The organism is Methylobacterium amylolyticum (assembly GCF_030700245.1).
Classification (GTDB): Bacteria; Pseudomonadota; Alphaproteobacteria; order Rhizobiales; family Beijerinckiaceae; genus Methylobacterium.
The window spans coordinates 1-17,045 of sequence record NZ_JAUYZI010000026.1 but is presented as its reverse complement, the minus strand read 5'-3'; the positions used below and the strand labels follow the sequence as shown (position 1 = coordinate 17,045).

The following is a 17,045-nucleotide window of genomic DNA, read 5'->3' as shown; positions in this document are numbered from 1 at the left end:
CTCGTGGCGGGGTTCCTGTCCGGCCGCGGGGCGCTTGATGACGAAAACAGGTGCGTGATACCCGCCGAGCTTGCCGCGGACCGGTCCTCCGATCGACCCCGGCCGGCAAAGATCCCTCACAACCGAATCCGGTCCGCGCGTGAAGATCGCAATCCTCGCCCATCTGAAATACCCGATCGGCCAGCCCCATGCCGGCGGCCTGGAGATGCACACGCATCTTCTCACCGGCGCCTTGCGGCGGGCCGGGCACGCGGTGACCCTGTTCGCGGCCCGCGGCTCGGACCCGGCGCTGGAGCCGGTCACCCTGTGCGATCCGACCGGGGACGCCCTGGCCGATCCGGAGCGCGAGGCGGAGATCGACCGCGCCGAGCGCGACGCCTACCGGCGGATGATGACCATGGTCGCCGCCGGGGGCTTCGACCTCGTCCACAACAATTCCCTGCACGACCTTCCCTTGCGCGAGAGCGCCCGGCTCGACGTGCCCTTCGTGACGGTGCTGCACACGCCCCCGTTCGACTCGCTGGTCGGCGGTGTCGAGGCCGCGAGCCCGGACATGACGTTCCTGGCGGTGTCGCCCTCGCTGGCGCAGGAATGGGCCGGGATCGTCCCCGGCGCGGAGGTGGTGGGCAACGGCGTCGACCTCTCGACCTTCGCCTACAACCCGAGCCCGGACGACCCGCCCTACGTGTTTTGGTCCGGCCGGATCGTGCCGGAGAAGGGCACGCACCTGGCCATCGACGCCGCCCGCGCCGCCGGCCTGCCGCTGGTCTTCGCCGGGCCGCGGATGAACCCCGGCTACTGGGACGCGGAGATCGCGCCCCGGCTCGGGCCCGGCCTCACCTATCTCGGCCACCTGCCGCACCGCGACCTCGCTCACCATCTCGGCCGGGCGCGGGTGGCGATCGTCTCGCCGCGCTGGGAGGAGCCGTTCGGCCTCGTCGTCGCCGAGGCGCTGGCCTGCGGCACACCGGTCGCCGCCTTCCGCCGCGGGGCGATCCCCGACATCCTCGACGCCACCTGCGGTCGGCTGGCCGAACCGGACGATGCCGCCTCCCTGGCGGGCGCGATCCGCGCCGCCGCGGACCTGTCGCGCCGGGCCTGCCGCGACCGGGCCGAGGCGCTGTTCGACGCCGCGGCGATGACCGCCCGCTACCTCGAAGTCTACGATGCCGTGCTGGAACAGGCCGCCGAGCGCGCCCGCCCCGTCCTGCGCCGGGTCGCCGGGGCGCGCGGCTGATGGCGGCCCCGCGTCCGTGCGTCGTCTGCGTGCCGGCCCGCGACGAGGCGCAGGCCCTGCCGCGCCTGCTCGCGACGCTGGACCGCCAGGAGGGCTTCTCCGACTCCGGGAAGCTGCGCGTGGTCGTGCTCGCCAACAACTGCGCCGACGGCACCGCCGACGCGGTCCGGGCCCAGCGGGCGGCCGGCGCCATTCCAGCGCTCGACCTGCGGCTCATCGACGTCACCCTGACCGGCGAGGCCGCCCATGTCGGCACCGCCCGGCGGATGGCGCTGGACGCGGGCGCCGACTGGCTCGACGCGGACGGCGCGGCCGACGGGGTCCTGCTGACCACCGACGCCGACGCGCGCCTGCCCGAGACCTGGGTGGCGGCCAACCTGCGCGCGCTGGAGCGCGCCGACGTGGTCGGCGGCCGCCTCGTGATCGACGGGGACGGGGCGGCGGACCCCGATCTCGCCGCCCTGCACGCCCGGATCGAGCGTTACTGGGCCGGCGTGCGCCGCCTGGAAGACCTGCTCGACCCGCCCCCGCACGACCCCGCCCCGCGCCACGGCGACCACACCGGCGCGAGCCTCGCGTTCCCGGCCGCGCTCTACCGGGCGGTGGGCGGCGTGCCGCCGCTGCCCTGCGGTGAGGATAACGCGCTGGTCGGGCTGATGCGCGACCGCGGCGCGCGCTTGCGCCACGACCCGGCGGTGAGCGTGCGCGTCTCGGCCCGGCACCAGGGCCGGGTGGCGGGGGGCATGGCCACCGAGATGGCGCGCCGCGCCCGGGTGCTCGGCGGCGAGGCCTATCGCCTGCCCGAGGCGGCCCACTGGCGGGCGCTGATCCTGCGCCGGGCCGCCCTGCGGCGCGCCTACGGACTCGACCCCGCGGCCCGCGCCGCGGCTTGCGCGCAGTTGGGGCTCGGGGCGGGGGACCTCGCCGCCGTGCTGTCGGCGGGCTGCCCCAACGACATCGCCTTCGTCGAGCGTGCCGATCGCCTGCTGGAACTGGGCAGCCCCCCGGCCGCCACCTGCGACCTCGACCGGGCGCTCGCCGACCTCGACGCCCTGGCCGACACCGGGCGGGCGGCGGCGTGACCCGCGGGATCGGCTGGTACGTCCACCACCAGGGCGCCGGCCACCTGCACCGCGCCCGCTCCGTCGCCGCCGCCCTGCCGCGGCCCTGCACGGTGATCGGCACGCTGGCGGGGTTCGACACGGGCGGCCTCGACATCCTCGACCTGCCCGACGACCGGCCGCTCGGCGATGGGGCCTTCGACGGCCGGGACGGCGCGGCGGAGCGGCCCGAGGCGCTGCACTACGCCCCGCTCAACCACCCCGGCGTGCGCGAGCGGGCGGCGCGGATCGCCGCCTGGGCGGCGCGGACCGACCCGGCGCTGCTCGTCGTCGACGTGTCGGTGGAGGTGGCGCTGCTGGCCCGCCTGCTCTCGGTGCCGACCGTCGTGGTGCGGCTCGCCGGCACCCGCACCGACCGGCCGCACCTGGAGGCGTTCCGGAGCGCGAGCCGGATCCTCGCCCCCTTCCCCGAGGCCCTGGAGGGCGCGGCGACGCCCGGCTGGGTGCGCGCGAAGACCGTCTACGCCGGCTTCCTCGGCGCGCCCGCGGCCCGCGCGACGGCGCCGGGCGAGGACATCGTCGTGGTGTTCGGCCGCGGCGGCGACGGCGGCCGCCTCGCCGACCTCGCCGCCGCGGCGCGGGCGGTGCCGGGGCGGGACTGGCACGTGCTGGGCCCCGTCACGGGCACGGGCGACGCGCCGGAGGACCGCCCGGCGAACCTCCATCTGCACGGCTGGGTCGCGGATCCGGAGCCCTTCGTCGCCGGGGCGGGGCTGCTCGTCGGCGGCGCCGGGGACGGGCTGGTGGCGCTGGCCGCCGCCCACGCCAAGCGCTTCCTCTGCCTGCCCGAGCCCCGGGCCTACGGCGAGCAGACCGAGAAGGCCGCTGCCCTCGCCCGCCTCGGCGCGGCGGTGGTCCATCCGGGCTGGCCGGCGGCGGAGGCGTGGCCCGCGCTGGTGCAGTCGGCCCGGGCGCTCGACCCGGCGACCATCGGCGGCCTCGGGCGGCCGGACGCGGTGGCCGCCTGCGCCGCCGCGATCGAGCGGATCGCCCGCGCCATGGGGCAGACATGAATACGGCGCCTCGCCGGGGGCGGGCGCCGGATGTCGAAGCCTCGGTTGAGGCTCGGTGTGCGCGGACGGTCATCGCGAGCGCAGCGGAGCGGCCTAGAGCTGCGCGCGGTCTGAGAGTGTGGCGGCCGGGATCGCCTTGCTCCGCCCACGAAGACGGTGCGGACCACCCCTACGAAATCGGGCCCTACGAAATCAGGTCGAGCTTGGCCGTCTCGATCCCGGCGGCCCGGAGGGCGTCCGGCAGGGCGGCGAAGTCGCGGTAGCCCGCCTCGCGCGCCATCGCGTCGAGGGCGGTCTGCTCGTCGTCGGCCGAGCCCGTCCAGAGGACGGCGCCGCTCCGCGTCTGCTTGATCTGGAAGATGCTCATGGTCCTTCACCCTGCGGAGGTAGGTTAACGGTCTGATAACGCCGCCTCGCGATGACGGTTGCAGGTCTCGCGCGCTGATTCGGCCCTAAACCCGCGGGTCCGGACCTGCGGCGCGGACGACCGGGACGGGGCCGCGCGGAGCGGGTTACGATGCGCGCGGCGAGGAGCCACGCGCCATGAAGCCACGCGCCGCCGCACCGGGCGTCATGAAAAGGCCGGCCTGCCGCGCGATCGACGCGCCCGAGCGGCGGTGCGCCGCGATCGGGGCCAAGACCGTGCCAGACCGTTTTCCGCGCGTGCAGTTCCCGCGCGCGCAACTCCCACGTGCGCAACGCTCACGTGCGACCACCGCCGCGCTCCTCGGCCTGCTCGCGGCGCTGGCCGCGGGCTCGGCCCGGGCGGTCGAGCCGGCCGCCGTGCCCGAGGCCGCGGCCATCGCCCCCGCCGTCACCGTCGTCCCGGCCGCGCACCGCGAGATCGTCGAGCGCGCCGTGGTCACCGGCACGCTGGTGCCCCGCGACGAGATCCTGGTCGCCCCCGAGGTCGAGGGCCTGCGGATCACCGAGTTGCTCGCCGAGGAGGGCGACCGGGTCGGCAAGGGGCAGGTGCTCGCCCGGCTGTCGCTGGAGATGATCGCCACGCAGGAGGCCTCGAACGCCGCCGCGATCGCCCGGGCCGAGGCCGCCATCGTCCAGGCCCGCAGCCAGATCGTCCAGGCCGAGGCCGCGCAGGTGGAGGCCAAGCTCGCGCTGGAGCGGGCGCAGTCGCTGGTGAAGACCGGCAACGCCACCGCCGCGGTGCTGGAGCAGCGCGTCTCGGCGGCGCTCGGGGCCGACGGGCGCCTCGCCGCCGCCCGCGGCGGGCTCCAGGGCGCGGAGGCCGACCTCGCCACGGCGAAGGCCGCCGGCTCCGAGATCGCCCTGCGCCGCGCCCGCACCGACATCCGCGCTCCGGAGGCGGGCATCGTCAACCGCCGCACGGCGCGGGTCGGCGCCACCGCGACGGCCGTCGGCGAGCCGCTGTTCCGGCTGATCGCCCGCGGCGAGATCGAGCTGGAGGGCGAGGTGCCTGAGACCGCGCTGGTCCGGCTCAAGGTCGGCGATCCCGCCCGGCTCGAACTCGACGACGGCCGCGTCCTGGCCGGCGCCGTCCGCCGGGTCTACCCCGAGGTCGACCGCATGACCCGGCTCGGCCGGGTCCGCATCCGGCTCGGCGACGACCCGGCCCTGCGCATCGGCGCCTTCGCCCGCGGCAGCGTCGAGGTGGCGCGCCGCGACGGCGTGGCGGTGCCGGTCTCCAGCCTGATCTACGCCGCCGACGGGCGCGCGAGCCTGCTCGTGGCGCGCGACGGCCGCGTCGAGGCGCGGACCGTGACGCCGGGCCTGTCCGCCGAGGGCTTCACCGAGGTGCGGACCGGGGTGGCGGCCGGCGAGCGCGTGGTCGCGCGGGCCGGTTCCTTCCTGCGCGACGGCGACCGGGTGCGGGCGGTGGATCCGGCGCCCGCGAACGCCGCCAAGCCCGTCGCCGACGCGGCCCGGTAGGAGCGCCCCATGCGCCTCAACGTCTCCGCCTGGGCGATCCGCAAGCCGCTGCCGTCGGTGGTGCTGTTTCTGGTGCTGATGGTGCTGGGCCTCGTGTGCTTCCGCGCCCTGCCGATCACCCGCTTCCCGAACATCGACATCCCGATCGTCTCGGTCACCATCACCCAGTCCGGCGCGGCCCCGTCCGAGCTCCAGACCCAGGTGACGAAGTGGGTCGAGGATTCGGTGGCCGGGGTGAAGGGCGTCAAGCACGTCCTGTCGACCATCACCGAGGGCATCTCGACCACGACGATCGAGTTCCGCCTGGAGGTGAACCAGGACCGCGCCGTCAACGACGTCAAGGACGCGATCGCCAAGATCCGCCAGAACCTGCCGCGCACCATCGACGAGCCGATCGTCAGCCGCGTCGAGATCGCCGGCCTGCCGATCATGATCTACGGCGCCTCGGCACCGGCGATGACGCCCGAGGACCTGTCGTGGTTCGTGGACGACGTGGTCGCCCGGGGCCTCCAGAGCGTGAAGGGGGTGGGCGGCGTCGAGCGCCTCGGCGGCGTCGCCCGCGAGGTCCGCGTCACCCTGAAGCCCGACCGGCTGCTCGCGCTCGGCATCACCGCGGCCGACGTGAACCGGCAGTTGCGCCTCACCTCCGCCGACATGGCGGGCGGGCGGGCCGAGATCGGCGGCCAGGAGCAGTCGATCCGGGCGCTGGCGGCCTCGGCGAGCCTCGACACGCTGGCGGCCACCTCGATCGTGGTGCCGGGCAACCGCAAGGTCCGCCTCGACGAGCTGGCGACGCTCTCCGACACGGCGGAGGAGCCGCGCACCTTCGCCCGCTTCAACGGCGAGCCGGTGGTCGCCTTCGCGATCTCGCGGGCGACGGGCGCCAGCGACGCCGACGTCTCGGTCGGGGTGGCCAAGAAGATCGCCGCGCTCCACGCGGCCAACCCCGACGTGCGCTTCGACCTGATCGACACCAGCGTCGTCAACACGATCGGCAACTACCACTCGGCGATGCTCGGCCTCGTCGAGGGCGCGGCGCTCGCGGTGATCGTGGTGCTGCTGTTCCTGCGCGACTGGCGCGCGACGCTGATCGCCGCTCTCGCCCTGCCGCTCTCGGTGATCCCGACCTTCTGGGTGATGAGCGCGCTGGGCTTCTCGCTCAACGCCGTGAGCCTGCTCGCCATCACGCTGGTGACCGGCATCCTCGTGGACGACGCCATCGTCGAGATCGAGAACATCGTCCGGCACATGCGCATGGGCAAGTCGCCCTACCGCGCGGCGCTGGAGGCGGCCGACGAGATCGGGCTCGCGGTGATCGCCATCACCGCGACGATCATCGCGATCTTCGCCCCGGTCTCGTTCATGGGCGGGATCGCCGGCCAGTACTTCAAGCAGTTCGGCCTGACCATCGCGGCGGCCGTGTTCATGTCGCTCCTGGTGGCGCGGCTGATCACGCCGCTCTTGGCCGCCTACTTCCTGCGCGACCACGGCCCCGACCACGAGCGCGACGGCCCGGTGATGCGGGCCTACACCCGGCTCGTGGCGTGGTCGGTGCGGCACAAGTACGTGACGCTGGTGCTGGGGCTCGCGTGCTTTGCCGGCTCCATCGCCTCCACCGGCCTCCTGCCCGCCGGCTTCCTGCCCGCCGAGGATCAGGCCCGCACCCTGTTCGTGATGGAGCTGCCGCCCGGCGCCCGCCTTCCGGATACGGTGCAGGTCACCGACCGGCTGGTGGACGAGATCCGCAAGCTGCCGGAGGTGCGCAGCGTCTTCGTCGACGGCGGCCGGCAACTGCCCGGCAAGAAGGAGGTGCGGCTGGCGAGCCTCACCATCAACCTGACGCCCAAGAACACCCGCCACAAGACCCAGAAGCAGGTCGACGCCGAGATCGCCGACATCCTGCGGCAAGAGCCCGACATCCGCTTCTGGGCGCTGCGCGAGGGCGGCCAGCGCGACCTCGCGCTGATCGTCGCCGGCCCCGACAAGGCGGTGGTGGCCGACGTCGCCGCCCGGCTCCAGCGCGAGGCGGCCGGCGTGCCCCACCTCGTCAACGTGATGTCGACGGCGCCGCTGGACCGCACCGAGATCCGCATCCGCCCGAAGCCGGCGGTGGCCGCCGACCTCGGCGTGACCACCGACGTCATCGCCGAGACCGTCCGGGTCGGCACGATCGGCGACATCGGCATGAACCTGGCCAAGTTCAACGCCACCGACCGGCAGATCCCGATCCGGGTGCAACTGCCGGAGCGGCTGCGCGGCCAGCTCTCCGAACTCGCGACCCTGAAGGTGCCGGTCAAGGGCGGGCAGGCGGTGCCGCTCTCCACCGTGGCCGACCTGACGCTCGGCCAGGGCCCGACCGCGATCGACCGCTACGACCGCGCGGTGCGGGTGGCCATCGAGGGCGACATGCAGGGCTCGGACGCCCTCGCCGCCCTGATCGATCAGGTGATGAACCTGCCCGCGGCCAGGAACCTGCCGCCCGGCGTGACCATCAAGCAGACCGGCGACGCCGAGGTGATGGGCGAGGTGTTCGAGGGCTTCGCCCTGGCGATGGGCGCCGGCCTGATGATGGTGTTCGGCGTCCTGATCCTGCTGTTCGGCAACTTCCTCCAGCCGCTCACCATCCTGTTCTCGCTGCCCCTGTCGATCGGCGGCGCCATCCTGGCGCTGCTGATCGTGCAGAAGCCGATCTCGATGCCGGTGGTGATCGGCATCCTGATGCTGATGGGCGTGGTGACCAAGAACGCGATCATGCTCGTCGACTTCGCCGTCGAGCAGATCCGCGCCGGGGTCGATCGCACGACCGCGATCGTCGATGCCGGGCGCAAGCGGGCGCGGCCGATCGTGATGACCACGATCGCCATGGCGGCGGGTATGGTTCCGTCCGCGATGGCGCTCGGCATCGGCGGCGAGTTCCGCGCGCCGATGGCCATCGCGGTGATCGGCGGGCTGATCGTCTCCACCGGCCTGTCGCTGGTGTTCGTGCCGGCGATCTTCGTGCTGATGGACGACCTGTCGCGGCTGCTCGGACGCCTGTTCGGCCGCTTCATCGGCGAGCGCGACGACCCGCTGGACATGGTCGGCTACGACCACCCTGGCGCCGCCAACGACCGACCCGGGGCGCCGCCGCGGGTCGCGGCGGAGTAGCGCCGCGGCCCTCGCGTCGCGGCCCTTGCGCCGCGCCCGCCGATGCGCTGTCTCCCCGCCCGGGAATCAGCGGAGAACGGACAGCATGTCGGGTGGTCACGGGGCGATCGAGGGGTCCAACAAGCGCGTCGCGCTGCTGATCTCGGTGCTGGCGCTGTTCCTCGCCTTCAGCGAGACGCTGGGCAAGGCGGCACAGACCGATTCGATCGGCGCCAACGTCGAGGCGTCGAACCTCTGGGCCTATTTCCAGGCGCGCACCATCCGCCAGACGGTGCTGAAGACCGCCGACGAGGCGCTGGCGCTGCTGCCGCCGGGGTCGAACCAGGCGGCGGTCGACGCCCAGCGCGCCGCCTGGGCCAAGACGATCGCCCGCTACGATTCGGAGCCCTCCACCGGCGAGGGCCGCAAGGAACTGACGGCCCGGGCCAAGACCGCCGAGACGAAGCGCGACCTCTCGCTGCTGCGCTACCACCACTACGAGCTGGCCTCGGCCGCCTTCCAGATCGGCATCGTGCTGGCGTCCGCCGAGGTGATCACCGGGATCGCCGCGCTGGTCTTCGCGGGCGGGCTACTGGGCCTCGCCGGAGCGGCCCTGCTCGCCTTCGGCTACTTCGCGCCGCACGCGCTGCCGTTCCTCCACTGATCCGGGCGCGTCCCCGGAACACGGGGGCCGCGCCTGTCCGCGCCGCGGCTGGACGGACCCCGCGCGATCCTGTCTGATCCGAACGGGATCGGGGAGGTGGGCGGATGGCCGGGGACAAGGACGATCAGGGTCGCCTCACGCGCGTGGCGAGCGCCATCTTCCTGCACACCGAGCACGCGATCTACGCCGCGCTCGGCATCCTGCTGGCGCTCACGGCGCTCGCGGCGCTGATCGAGGCGGCGGACCTGACCTGGAGCGCGATCCGGGCGCTCGGCGGCCCCGAAAAGATCCTGGAGGTGATCGACCGGCTGCTGTTCCTGCTGATGCTGATCGAGATCCTGCACACGGTGCGGGTCTCGATGCGCTCGGGCACGCTGACCTGCGAGCCGTTCCTGATCGTCGGGCTGATCGCCTCGATCCGGCGGGTGCTGGTGATCACCCTGCAATCCTCGGAGATCACCCACGCCAAGGACTGGTCGCCCGAGAAGCAGGCGCTGTTCCAGGCCTCGATGCTCGAACTCGGCGTGCTCGGCGGGCTGATCCTGGTCATGGTCTTCGCGATTTTCCTGCTCCACCGCGCCCGCGACGACGGCAAGCCGGCGGGGGAGGAGTCGAAGGAGCATGCGGGGGCATGAGGCGCCGCCCGAAAGCATCTCCAATCCCGTCCTGCACATGCTATCTTCACAGCCATGAGCGCCGGAACTCTCGACACGCTGGCGATCGCCAGACGCCTCAAAGCCGTCGGCTTCACCGAGGATCAGGCCGAGGCGGTCACCGGCGTGCTGCGCGACGCGCGCGAGACCGATCTGTCTACGCTCGCGACGAAGTCTGATCTCAGAGCCGAGATCGGTGCCGCCAAGAACGAGTTACGGACCGAGATCGCGGAAGCGAAGTTCGAGATCCTGAAATGGGTCCTCTCCGCGATCGGCTTCCAGACCATCGTGATCGTCGGCGCCATCGTCGCGCTGACGAAGGGGCTGCGTTGAGCCTGTCCGAACCGCTCAGTTCATCCGCAGGATCGCGGCGTTGAGCAGCGTCGCGAAGGCGACCCAGGCCGCGTAGGGCACCAGCAGCCACGCCGCCGCCCGGTCGAAGCGCCACGTCAGCCGGATCGTCCACAGCACCATCACCAGGAGCACGGCCACGACGACGAGGGCTGCGCCGACCGCGTGGACGGTGAAGAACACCGGCGTCCACGCGGCGTTCAGCGCGAGCTGCACGAGGAAGGCGGCGAGCGCCAGCCACCAGCCCTCGCCGGAGGGGCCGGTGCGCGGCTTGGCGCCGAGGAGCCGCCACAGCGCGACGGCGATGGCCGTGTAGAGGATCGTCCAGGCCACCGGGAACACCCAGACCGGCGGGTTGAACCACGGCTTGGCGAGGCCCGCGTACCAGCCCGGGATCTCGGACCGGGTCGCGACCGAGCCGATCGCCGCGGTGGCCGCCACGGGCAGGATCGCGCAGGCGAGGCGCAGCCAGGCCGGGAGCGGCGAGCCCTCGGGGACGCGGGTGGCGGCGGGCGCGGGAGTCGGGGCGGGCATGGTCGGCTCGTCTCGGAGGCGGGTTGCGGCCGGCGCCCCGCCGTGTCAGGCGCGGGGCCGCGGATCCGCCGGGAACACTCAGATGTCACAGCCTAACGCGCCAAGCGAGCCCGCGGGCTCGGCCGAGTTCTCGCGCAGGAGCCTCGCCGCCCAGGCGATGGGCGGGATCGACCCGCACACCCGCGCCGTGGTGCGGCCGCTGCACGTGGCCACCACCTTCGTGCGCGACCCCGACAACGGCTACAGCTCCGGCTACTGCTACGCCCGGCCCGACAACGCCACGGTGCGCGAGGCGGAGGCCGTGCTGGCGATGCTGGAGGGGGCTGAGGCCGGCGCCCTGCTGTTCGGCTCCGGCATGGCGGCGGCCACCGCGGTGTTCGGCGCGCTGGAGCCCGGCGACCACGTGGTGGCGGGCACGGTGATGTACTGGGCGCTCAAGCGCTGGCTGCGCGAGGAGGCGCCCCGGCGCGGGCTCGACCTCACCTTCGTCGACACCGACGACCCCGAGACGCTGCGCGCCGCGATGCGGCCGGACCGAACGAAGCTCGTCTGGATCGAGACCCCGGGCAACCCGCTCTGGACGGTCACCGACATCGTCGCCGCGGCGGAGATCGCCCACGCCGCGGGCGCCCGGCTCGCGGTCGATTCCACCGCCGCCTCGCCGGTGCACACCCGGCCGCTGGAGCTCGGCGCCGACCTCGTGATGCACTCGGGCACCAAGATCCTGAACGGCCATTCCGACGTGGTGGCCGGCGTGCTCGCGGCGGCGCGGGCCGACGGGTTCTGGGAGCGGATCAAGGGCATCCGCTCCGGGTCCGGGGGCATCCTCGGGCCGTTCGAGGCCTTCCTGCTGATGCGCTCCCTGCGCACCCTGCACTTGCGGGCCGCGGCGCAGAGCGCGGCGGCCCTGGACCTCGCCCGGCGCCTGAGCGCCCACCCGCACGTGAGCCGGGTGCTCTACCCGGGCCTGCCCGAGGATCCCGGCCACGCGGTCGCCGCCCGGCAGATGCGGGACGGGTTCGGCTTCATGCTGTCGATCCGGGTGGCGGGGGGTGAGGCCGGGGCGATCGCCACCGCCGCGCGGGTGCGGCTGTGGAAGCGGGCGACCTCGCTCGGCGGCGTCGAGAGCCTGATCGAGCACCGCGCCTCGGTCGAGGGGCCGGGCAGCCCCTGCCCGCCGGACCTGCTGCGGCTGTCGGCGGGCGTCGAGGACGTGGACGACCTGTTCCGCGACCTCGACGCGGCCCTGCGCGCGGCCCATGATGTGGCCTGAGGGCCGTTCCGACCGGACGCGGTGCCGCGATCGGGTCCGGCGCGTTGTGCGGGCGGGGCCGTGCGTGGGCCCCCGCTCCGAGGCCCGAGGCTCGCCACCGTGAGGTTCGCACCATGAGATCCGCAACGTCCGGCGCCCTCGCCGCCCTCCTCGCCGCCCTCCTGGCCCTCGCCGCCGGCCCGGCGCTGGCCGACGCGGTGCCGAACCTCGACGTGGAGAAGACCTGCCGGTCCACCCAGATCGCCGACGCCACGGTCGACGAGAAGACCAGCTACCAGGGCTGCCTGCGCTCCGAGATGGACGCCAAGCGCTTGGCCGAGCGGAACTGGGGCCAGTACACGCCGGCCGCCAAGCGCCAGTGCGAGGCGCAGTTCCAGGCCGGCGGCTACCCGTCCTACGTCGAGATGGTGACGTGCCTGGAACTCGCCTCCGGCACCGTGCCGGCCCAGCCCGGCCAGGGCGGCACAGCCGTCGGCGGCCCCGGCTCGCCGCGGGATGCCAGGGCGCAGCGCGAGGGCGCCCAGAACCTGACGCGGGAGCCCCCCGCCAGCCAGCGCACCAACCCGATCGAGGTGCTGGAGAACAAGTAGGGCCTCGGACCAGATCCGATCGATCGCTGCGCGATGCGGATCTGGACGTTGCTCGGGCGCCGCGCGGGCTGGCCGAGACGCGGCCCGCTTCGATCGCGCGAAGGACGCATCACGCCCGCATGCACGTGAACGCCACGGTCTCGTAGGGGAACGCGACCTCAGCCCCCGCGAGCTCGGGGGTCTCCGCCACGAGCGCCCGCACCGCCCCGGCGACCGCAGCCCGCTCGGCCTCCGGCAGGGCGGCGACGAAGCTCACGGACAGGGTGCGGTCGACCACCACCGCTTCGGCGGGTCCGCGGTGGACGTGCGGGAAGCGCCGCTCGCGCAAGGGGCCGAAGCCGGGCGCCGGGAACGCGGCCCGCCACGCGCCGGTGCGGTAGCGGGGCGCCCCGCCCTCGTGCGGGTCGGTGATCCGCGACAGGGCGGCCACCCAGGGCACGCGCTCGTCGCGCACGTTCCAGATCAGGCCGAGCCGGCCGCCGGGGCGCAGGACGCGAGCGATCTCGGCGAGCGCCGCCGCCCCGGCGAACCAGTGGAAGGCCTGCGCGCAGACCACCGCGTCGAGGCAGGCCGCCTCCAGCGGGATCGCCTCGGCGGTGCCCGCCAGCGCGGTCGCCTCCGGGTGGGCGCGCAGCAGCGCGGCGCGCATCGCCGCCACCGGCTCCACGGCCACCACGTCGGCGCCGGTGGCGCGCAGGTACGGCAAGAACTTGCCGGTTCCGGCGCCGAGGTCGAGCACCCGGCGCCCCGGCCCGAGGCCGAGGTCGCCGGTCAGCCAGTCCGCCACCGCCGCCGGGTAGTCCGGCCGGCCCGCGCCGTAGGCCGCCGCGCCCGCCGCGAAGCCGTCCGCCGCGGCCGCGTGGATCCCGGCCCCATCGGCCGCGGCTGCGCCGGTCTCGGGCATGACGGGCGCGCTCCTGTCCCATGCGCCGGCCGCTTTCGCACGCATCCCCGGGCACGCCCGTGATATGCGCCGGGCATCGCCCGCCGCCATGCCCCGCTCGGACTCGTGAACGCCCTCGCCATCATCGCCCCGATCTTCGGGATCGTCCTGATCGGCTGGGGCGCCGCCCTCACCGGGCTCCTGTCCGACAAGGTGAGCGACGGCCTGTCCGAGTACGTGTTCGCGGTGGCGGTGCCGGCCCTGATCCTCGCCACCCTCACCCGGCCGGGGATGCAGGGCGAGATCGCGTGGTCCTACTGGGTCTCGTATTTCGGCGGCGCCGCGATCTCCTGGGCGGCGGGGACGCTGATCGCCCGGCGGCGCGGGGGCATCGAGCGGCGCGGGGCGATCCTGCACGGCTTCTCCGCCTGCCAGTCGAACACGATCTTCGTCGGCGTGCCGATGATCCTCCAGGCCTACGGGGAGGACGGCGCCTTCCCGCTGTTCATGCTGCTGGCGGTCCACCTGCCGCTGATGATGGGCAGCGCCACCTTCCTGATCGAGTCCGATTCCGACAGGCCGGTGCTCGCCCGGCTGCGCGGCCTCGCCCTGGTGCTCCTGAAGAACCCGATCTTCGTGGCGCTGCTCGTCGGGATGGCGATGAAGGGCGTGGGCTTCGTCCCGGACGGGATCCTGAAATCCCTCATCGACGCCTTCGGCGGCACCGCCTCGACCTGCGCGCTGGTGGCGCTCGGGGCCGGGCTCAAGCGCTACCGGGTGCTGTTCGACCTCAAGGGCGCGCTGGTGATCGCCGCACTCAAGAACGTGCTGCACCCGCTGGCCGTCTGGGTGCTGGCCTTCCACGTCTTCCGGATGCCGCCGGCCTACGCGGGCGTGGCGACCCTGTTCGCGGCGATGCCGGTGGGCATCAACGCCTACCTGCTCGCCGTGCGCTACCGGACCGAGACCGGGATGGTGGCGGCCTCGGTGCTGGTCTCGACCCTCGTGGCGCCGCTGACAACGCTGTTCTGGCTCGCGGTGCTCGGTCGGACGTGAGGCCGTGACGGGGGGACGCGCCCGTCACCGGGCCCGTTGGCCGGGGGCTCCGCCCGGTCTAGGCTGGGCCCGATCAGGACGGGCCGCGAGACCCGGCGAGACACGACCGAAGGAACCGCCCATGAACGCCCCGATGCGCCCCCCGGGCAGCGAATCCCCCGCCGCCCCGCCGTCGGCCCGCTTCGTGTGGGACGACCCGTTCCTGCTGGAGGACCAGCTCACCGAGGACGAGCGGGCGATCCGCGACGCGGCGCACGCCTTCGCCCAGGAGAAGCTCCTGCCCGGCATCGTCGAGGCCTATGCCAACGAGAAGACCGATCCCGGCCTGTTCCGGCAGATGGGCGAACTCGGGCTCCTCGGCGTCACGATCCCCGAGGAATACGGCTGCGCGGGCGCCTCCTACGTCGCCTACGGCCTCGTCGCCCGGGCCGTCGAGGCGGTCGATTCCGGCTACCGCTCGATGATGAGCGTGCAATCCTCCCTCGTCATGTACCCGATCCACGCCTACGGCTCGGAGGACCAGCGCCGGAAATTCCTGCCGAAGCTCGCCTCGGGCGCGTGGATCGGCTGCTTCGGCCTGACCGAGCCGGATGCCGGCTCCGACCCCGCGGGCATGAAGACCAAGGCGGAGAAGATCGACGGCGGCTACCGCATCTCGGGGGCCAAGATGTGGATCTCCAACGCCCCCTTCGCCGACGTGTTCGTGGTCTGGGCGAAGTCCGACGCGCACGAGGGCGCGATCCGCGGCTTCGTGCTGGAGAAGGGGATGAAGGGCCTGTCCGCCCCGACCATCAAGGGCAAGCTTTCACTCCGCGCCTCCACCACCGGCGAGATCGTGATGGAGGGGGTCGAGGTCGGGGAGGACGCGCTGCTCCCGAACGTGTCGGGACTCAAGGGTCCGTTCGGCTGCCTCAACCGGGCGCGCTACGGCATCTCCTGGGGGGCGATGGGCGCGGCCGAGGATTGCTGGCGGCGGGCGCGCGACTACACGCTGGAGCGCAAGCAGTTCGGCCGCCCCCTCGCGCAGACCCAGTTGGTCCAGAAGAAACTCGCCGACATGCAGACCGAGATCGCGCTGGGGCTCCAGGCCTCCCTGCGGGTCGGCCGGCTGATGGACGAGGGCCGGATGGCCCCGGAGATGATCTCACTGATCAAGCGCAACAATTGCGGCAAGGCGCTCGACATCGCCCGGGTCGCCCGCGACATGCACGGGGGCAACGGCATCATGGGCGAGTACCACGTGATGCGCCACGCCCAGAACCTCGAGACGGTCAACACCTACGAGGGTACCCACGACGTCCACGCCCTGATCCTCGGCCGCGCGCAGACGGGGTTGCAGGCGTTCTTCTAGCCCCCGTCGGCGCGCAAGCACGGCCGCGGGGACGCTCAGTCCGCACCGGGCCGTGCCGCCCTCGGCCGTCGCCGCGAAGCGCGCGACGGCCCGCGCGACGACGGTACGCGACGATGCGGCGTCCGGATCGTCGGATCCCGACCACCCCCCTCATCCTTGTAAGTCTTTGCGCATCCGATTTGGTAAGGTCGGATCTGCGGCGGCGGGCAGGACCCCGGCTCATCCTGGGGCATTGAAGCCCGCACCTCAGCTTGGGAGCCTGCCCGCCCATTCCACGACCCCGGACAGTCGCTCGGGCCGCAAGAGCCCGGTTGCGCAAGGGTGGGGCGGAATGGCGCTGGTGTGTGTCGGCATCGACGTGTGCAAGGCGCGGCTGGACGTGCATGTCCTGCCGCAGGGTCAGGCCTTCGCGGTTGCCCGCGACGGCACGGGCCTGAACGATCTGGTGACGCGCCTGCAGGCGCTGGGGCCGGATCTGGTGGCGATCGAGGCGACCGGCGGCTTCGAGCAGGTGGCGGCGGCAGCCCTGGCGGGCGCGGGTCTGCCGCTGGTGGTGGTCAATCCGGCCCAGGTCCGGCACTTCGCCAAGGCGTTGGGCCAGCGGGCCAAGTCGGATCCGATCGACGCGGCCGTGATCGCCCGGTTCGCGGCCGCCACGCAGCCGGCGGTGCGGCCGCTGCCGGATGCGGCCACGCGGATGCTGGCGGATCTGGTCGCCCGGCGCCGTCAGATCGTCGAGATGCTGGCGTCCGAGAAGAACCGGGCCCCGCGCACCGAGGCGGCGCGGATCGCCAGGAGCATCGCCCGGCTGATCAAGGCGCTGGAGAAGGAACTCGCCGCGATCGACGCCGAGATCGACACGGGCGTGCGCGGCTCGCCGGCCTGGCGCGCCACCGAGGACCTGCTCGCCTCGGTGCCGGGGGTCGGGCCGGTCACGGCGCGCACGCTCCTGGCCGAGCTGCCCGAACTCGGCCGGCTCAAGACCAAGCAGATCGCCGCGCTGGCCGGCCTCGCCCCGTTCGTGCGCGAGTCCGGCAAGGGGAAGGGCCGCGCCATGGTGTCGGGCGGGCGCAAGAGCGTGCGCACGGCCCTGTTCCTGGCAGCCCTCACCGCCTGCCGGCACAACCCCGTGCTCAAGCGGTTCCGCGACCGGCTCGTGGCCGCCGGCAAGCCCAAGATCGTCGCCGTCGTCGCCGTCGCCCACAAGCTCCTCTCCATCCTCAACGCCATGATCCGGGACCAGAAACCATGGCAACCCGCTTGACAGCCAACACAGTCGCTGAGG

16 protein-coding genes are annotated in these 17,045 nt (G+C 73.6%); 13 read left to right on the top strand and 3 right to left on the bottom strand.

Annotation, left to right across the window (positions count from 1 at the left end):
* The first annotated feature begins 139 nt into the window (after positions 1-139).
* Genes Q8W71_RS18445 through Q8W71_RS18435 form a run of 3 tightly spaced genes read left to right on the top strand, consistent with a single transcriptional unit; the run spans position 140 to position 3,371 of the window.
* Positions 140-1,237 (top strand): glycosyltransferase family 4 protein, encoded by a 1,098-nt coding sequence (locus Q8W71_RS18445; protein WP_305526856.1) that lies wholly within the window; start codon positions 140-142, stop codon positions 1,235-1,237.
* A complete protein-coding gene (locus Q8W71_RS18440; RefSeq protein ID WP_305526855.1) occupies positions 1,237-2,319 on the top strand; it encodes a glycosyltransferase family 2 protein in 1,083 nt (360 codons plus the stop codon). Before Q8W71_RS18445 ends, Q8W71_RS18440 begins: the two co-directional genes overlap by 1 nt.
* Positions 2,316-3,371: a glycosyltransferase gene (locus Q8W71_RS18435; RefSeq protein WP_305526854.1), complete on the top strand. Its 1,056-nt coding sequence runs from the start codon at positions 2,316-2,318 to the stop codon at positions 3,369-3,371. Before Q8W71_RS18440 ends, Q8W71_RS18435 begins: the two co-directional genes overlap by 4 nt.
* A gap of 184 nt (positions 3,372-3,555) precedes the next feature.
* Here the strand turns inward: Q8W71_RS18435 and Q8W71_RS18430 are convergent, their stop codons facing one another.
* On the bottom strand, positions 3,556-3,738 hold the full coding sequence (locus tag Q8W71_RS18430) for a hypothetical protein (protein WP_305526853.1): 183 nt from the start codon (positions 3,736-3,738) through the stop codon (positions 3,556-3,558).
* Between the two features lie 176 nt (positions 3,739-3,914).
* On the opposite strand from Q8W71_RS18430, the gene Q8W71_RS18425 reads away from it, so the two are divergent.
* The 5 genes from Q8W71_RS18425 (at position 3,915) to Q8W71_RS18405 (ending at position 10,055) form a co-directional block, all read left to right on the top strand.
* Entirely contained in the window at positions 3,915-5,279 is a 1,365-nt protein-coding gene (locus tag Q8W71_RS18425) for an efflux RND transporter periplasmic adaptor subunit (protein WP_305526852.1), read from the top strand.
* Positions 5,280-5,288: 9 nt separating this feature from the next.
* Positions 5,289-8,426, top strand: a complete 3,138-nt coding sequence (locus Q8W71_RS18420) for an efflux RND transporter permease subunit (RefSeq protein ID WP_305526851.1) — start codon at positions 5,289-5,291, stop codon at positions 8,424-8,426.
* An 85-nt stretch (positions 8,427-8,511) separates the two neighbouring features.
* Complete coding sequence (locus tag Q8W71_RS18415) at positions 8,512-9,069, top strand: DUF4337 domain-containing protein (protein WP_305526850.1); 558 nt, start codon at positions 8,512-8,514, stop codon at positions 9,067-9,069.
* A 104-nt stretch (positions 9,070-9,173) separates the two neighbouring features.
* Complete coding sequence (locus Q8W71_RS18410) at positions 9,174-9,704, top strand: phosphate-starvation-inducible PsiE family protein (protein WP_305526849.1); 531 nt, start codon at positions 9,174-9,176, stop codon at positions 9,702-9,704.
* A gap of 54 nt (positions 9,705-9,758) precedes the next feature.
* On the top strand, positions 9,759-10,055 hold the full coding sequence (locus Q8W71_RS18405; RefSeq protein WP_305526848.1) for a CCDC90 family protein: 297 nt from the start codon (positions 9,759-9,761) through the stop codon (positions 10,053-10,055).
* Between the two features lie 15 nt (positions 10,056-10,070).
* Here the strand turns inward: Q8W71_RS18405 and Q8W71_RS18400 are convergent, their stop codons facing one another.
* Positions 10,071-10,607 (bottom strand): TspO/MBR family protein, encoded by a 537-nt coding sequence (locus tag Q8W71_RS18400; protein ID WP_305526847.1) that lies wholly within the window; start codon positions 10,605-10,607, stop codon positions 10,071-10,073.
* An 82-nt stretch (positions 10,608-10,689) separates the two neighbouring features.
* Between Q8W71_RS18400 and Q8W71_RS18395 the strand changes: the two genes are divergently transcribed.
* Entirely contained in the window at positions 10,690-11,880 is a 1,191-nt protein-coding gene (locus Q8W71_RS18395) for a trans-sulfuration enzyme family protein (protein WP_305526846.1), read from the top strand.
* Positions 11,881-11,993: 113 nt separating this feature from the next.
* The gene (locus Q8W71_RS18390) at positions 11,994-12,470 is read left to right on the top strand and encodes a hypothetical protein (protein WP_305526845.1); all 477 of its coding nucleotides are present in this window, start codon (positions 11,994-11,996) and stop codon (positions 12,468-12,470) included.
* Between the two features lie 109 nt (positions 12,471-12,579).
* On the opposite strand, the gene Q8W71_RS18385 is transcribed toward Q8W71_RS18390, so the two are convergent.
* Complete coding sequence (locus Q8W71_RS18385) at positions 12,580-13,374, bottom strand: class I SAM-dependent methyltransferase (protein ID WP_305526844.1); 795 nt, start codon at positions 13,372-13,374, stop codon at positions 12,580-12,582.
* A gap of 105 nt (positions 13,375-13,479) precedes the next feature.
* Here Q8W71_RS18385 and Q8W71_RS18380 point away from each other — a divergent pair, with 105 nt between their 5' ends.
* The 3 genes from Q8W71_RS18380 (at position 13,480) to Q8W71_RS18370 (ending at position 17,024) form a co-directional block, all read left to right on the top strand.
* Positions 13,480-14,409 carry an AEC family transporter gene (locus tag Q8W71_RS18380; protein WP_305526843.1) on the top strand — a complete coding sequence of 310 codons (930 nt, stop codon included), beginning with the start codon at positions 13,480-13,482 and terminating at the stop codon, positions 14,407-14,409.
* Between the two features lie 121 nt (positions 14,410-14,530).
* Complete coding sequence (locus Q8W71_RS18375) at positions 14,531-15,760, top strand: acyl-CoA dehydrogenase (RefSeq protein ID WP_305526842.1); 1,230 nt, start codon at positions 14,531-14,533, stop codon at positions 15,758-15,760.
* Positions 15,761-16,091: 331 nt separating this feature from the next.
* Positions 16,092-17,024 carry a transposase gene (locus Q8W71_RS18370; protein ID WP_305526449.1) on the top strand — a complete coding sequence of 311 codons (933 nt, stop codon included), beginning with the start codon at positions 16,092-16,094 and terminating at the stop codon, positions 17,022-17,024.
* Positions 17,025-17,045: the final 21 nt, after the last annotated feature.